The organism is Mycobacterium sp., from assembly GCF_019243155.1.
In the GTDB taxonomy this organism is placed as follows: domain Bacteria; phylum Actinomycetota; class Actinomycetes; order Mycobacteriales; family Mycobacteriaceae; genus Mycobacterium.
On the sequence record NZ_JAFAUS010000413.1, the window covers coordinates 1 to 3,372 of the forward strand.

At 69.1% G+C, this 3,372-nt stretch carries 5 protein-coding genes; all 5 read left to right on the plus strand.

Features of this window, described 5'->3' with window-relative positions; translation table 11 throughout:
- On the plus strand, positions 1-532 hold a 532-nt coding region (locus JOZ00_RS21185), incomplete at its 5' end, for an HAD hydrolase-like protein (RefSeq protein ID WP_293347539.1).
- A 23-nt stretch (positions 533-555) separates the two neighbouring features.
- A complete protein-coding gene (locus tag JOZ00_RS21190) occupies positions 556-738 on the plus strand; it encodes a hypothetical protein (RefSeq protein WP_293347542.1) in 183 nt (60 codons plus the stop codon).
- An 8-nt stretch (positions 739-746) separates the two neighbouring features.
- Positions 747-1,556: a TlyA family RNA methyltransferase gene (locus tag JOZ00_RS21195; RefSeq protein ID WP_293347551.1), complete on the plus strand. Its 810-nt coding sequence runs from the start codon at positions 747-749 to the stop codon at positions 1,554-1,556.
- Positions 1,553-2,482, plus strand: a complete 930-nt coding sequence (locus tag JOZ00_RS21200; RefSeq protein ID WP_293347545.1) for an NAD kinase — start codon at positions 1,553-1,555, stop codon at positions 2,480-2,482. Before JOZ00_RS21195 ends, JOZ00_RS21200 begins: the two co-directional genes overlap by 4 nt.
- A 24-nt stretch (positions 2,483-2,506) precedes the next feature.
- Positions 2,507-3,372: AAA family ATPase (locus JOZ00_RS21205; protein WP_293347548.1), on the plus strand; the 866-nt coding region annotated here is incomplete at its 3' end.

Genomic DNA, 3,372 nt, shown 5'->3' on the forward strand with positions numbered 1-3,372 from the left:
ACCCGGGAACGGGGCTTTCGTGGCCGCGCTGCGGGCCGCCACCGGCGCCGAGCCGCAGGTCGCGGGCAAACCGGCGCCCGGCCTGCTGAAGGACGCCGCGGCCCGGGGCGATTTCCGTGCGCCCCTGGTGGTCGGTGACCGGCTGGACACCGACATCGAAGGTGCCAACGCCGCCGAGTTGCCCAGCCTGATGGTGCTCACCGGGGTCAATTCCGCGCGGGACGCGGTGTATGCCGAGCCCGCCCAGCGACCCACCTATATCGGCAACGATCTGCGCTCGTTGCACCAGGACGGCGAGCGACTGGCGGTGGGGCCGCAGTCGGGCTGGCGTGTCGACATCGATGAAACGGCGTTGACGGTCAGCGGTAGCGGCCCGGATGACGGGGATGGCCTGTCGATCGTTCGCGCCGTCGCCAGCGCGATGTGGGGCAGGCAGAACTCCGATTCGGACGGCCGGCCGGCGCGCATCGAGGCCGGCGACGACCGGGCCCGCGACGCGCTGCAGCGCTGGTCTTTGGTGCACACCGACTGACGGATGACTAGCGTAGGAACGCGATGAGTATCGACCCTGATGAGATTCGCGCTGAAATCGACGCTCTGCTTGCCCGGCTGCCCCGGCCGGAGGATGGCCCAGACCAGAAGGAGCCGTCGCTCGACGAGCTAGAAGAGATAGCACGCCGTCTTTCCGAGGCGCACGATGTGCTGCTGGCCGCACTGGAGTCAGCGGAGAAGGGTTGAGCGTGCTCATGTCTCGACGCGCCCGCGTTGACGCCGAGCTGGTTAGACGCGGCCTCGCCCGGTCTCGTCAGCAGGCCGCGGAGTTGATCGGCGCGGGGAAGGTGAGCATCGACGGCATGCCGGCCCGCAAACCGGGCACGGCCGTCGCTGTCACCGCGGCCCTGACGGTCGCTGACGACAGCGAACGTGGCTGGGTCTCCCGCGGGGCGCACAAGCTGATCGGGGCGCTGGACGCCTTCGAGATCGCGGTGGCGGGCCGCCGCTGCCTGGACGCCGGCGCGTCGACGGGCGGGTTCACCGAAGTCATGCTCGACCGCGGGGCCGCCGAAGTGGTTGCCGTGGACGTGGGATACGGCCAGTTGGCCTGGTCGCTGCGCAGCGATCCGCGCGTGGTTGTGGTCGAGCGCACCAACGCCCGTGAGCTGTCGCGCGAGGCGATCGGTGGCCCGGTCGATCTGGTGGTGGCGGACCTGTCGTTCATCTCGCTATCCACGGTGTTGCCCGCGCTGGCTGGCTGTGCAACCCCGGACGCGGATATCGTTCCCATGGTGAAGCCGCAGTTTGAGGTGGGCAAAGGCCAGGTCGGGGCCGGGGGAGTCGTCCTCGACCCCGAGTTGCGCATCGATGCCGTACTCGGCGTCGCACGCCGCGCCACTGACCTGGGCTGGCACACGGTCGACGTCACCGCCAGCCCGCTGCCGGGTCCGTCGGGCAATGTCGAATACTTCCTATGGCTGCGTGCTCGGACCGATCGGGGCTTGGCCGGTGACGGGCTGGCGGCGGCGGTGCAACGCGCGGTGGAAAGCGGGCCACAGTGAACGAATCCGCTCCCCGCACGGTCTTGATGGTGGTGCACACCGGCCGTGAGGAAGCCACCGAGACCGCCCGCCGGGTGCAGAAAGTGCTGGGCGACAACGGTATTGGTCTGCGAGTGTTGTCCGCGGAGGCTGTCGACCGGGGCCCACTGGGCCTCGCCCCCGACGACATGCGGGCGATGGGTGTCGAGATCGAGGTGGTCGACGCCGATCCGCTGGCCGCCGAAGGCTGCGAACTGGTGCTGGTGCTCGGCGGCGACGGGACCTTCCTGCGGGCGGCCGAACTAGCCCGCAACGCCAATCTGCCGGTGCTCGGCGTCAACCTCGGCCGCATCGGCTTCCTCGCCGAAGCCGAGGCGGATGCCATCGACACAGTGCTGGAACATGTTGTCACCCAGAACTATCGGGTGGAGAACAGGTTGACGCTCGATGTGATCGTGCGTCATGAAGACGGCACCATCCAGCACGGATGGGCGCTCAACGAGGTCAGCCTGGAGAAGGGGCCGCGGCTGGGTGTGCTCGGGGTGGTCGTCGAGATCGACGGGCGGCCCGTGTCGGCATTCGGCTGCGACGGGGTGCTGGTGTCGACCCCCACCGGATCCACCGCCTATGCGTTCTCCGCCGGCGGGCCGGTGCTATGGCCCGACCTTGAGGCAATTCTCGTGGTACCCAACAACGCTCACGCGCTGTTCGGTCGCCCGATGGTCACCAGCCCCGCCGCCACCATCGCGATCGAGGTCGAGGCGGACGGTCATGACGCACTGGTGTTTTGCGACGGTCGGCGCGAAATGCTGATACCGGCCGGTGCCCGGATCGAGGTAAAACGTTGCGACACAGCGGTTAAATGGGCACGCCTGGACAGCGCCCCGTTCACCGACCGGTTGGTTCGCAAGTTCCGGCTGCCGGTGACCGGGTGGCGCGGGAACTGACGGCGCGGCTCGGGTGCTGTCTGAATGCTGACTGAAATCCGCATCGAGGCGCTGGGCGCCATCAGCGCCGCGGTCGGGGAGTTCGACCGCGGCCTGACGGTGCTGACCGGCGAGACCGGTACCGGCAAGACCATGGTGGTGACCGGGCTGCACCTGCTCGGCGGTGCGCGCGCCGACGCCAACAGGGTGCGATCGGGAGCCGAACGCGCCGTCGTCGAAGGCCGTTTCACCACAGCCGATCTCGATGACGCCGTGGTCGCCCAACTCGACGAGATGTTGGAAGCCTCAGGTGGGGAGCGCGATGAGGACGGCAGCGTAATAGCGCTGCGCTCGGTCAGCCGTGACGGGCCTTCGCGGGCCTACCTCGGCGGTCGCAGCGTGCCCGCGAAGTCGTTGGGCGACTTCACCACAGAGCTGCTCACCCTGCACGGGCAGAATGACCAGCTGCGGCTGATGCGGCCCGAGGAACAGCGGGGCGCGCTCGACCGGTTCGCGGCCACCGCTCCCAAATTGGAGCGTTACCGGAAACTGCGCGACGCGTGGCTGACGGCCCGGCGCGATCTCATCGACCGTCGCAACCGGGCCCGCGAGCTGGCCCAGGAGGCGGACCGATTGAAGTTCGCGCTCAACGAGATTGACACCGTCGACCCGCAGCCGGGTGAGGATGATGCGCTGGTCGCCGACATTCTGCGGCTGTCCGAACTGGACACGTTGCGCGAAGCCGTCGCAACCGCGCGGGCGGCGCTCTCCGGTGAACTCGACGACGTGGACGGTGGCAGCGCCGCCGACAGCCTCGGGCGGGCAAGGGCCGCACTGGAATCCACCGATGACGCCGCGCTGCAGGCGCTGGCCGGTCAGGTCGGTCAGGCGCTGACCGTGGTGGCCGACGC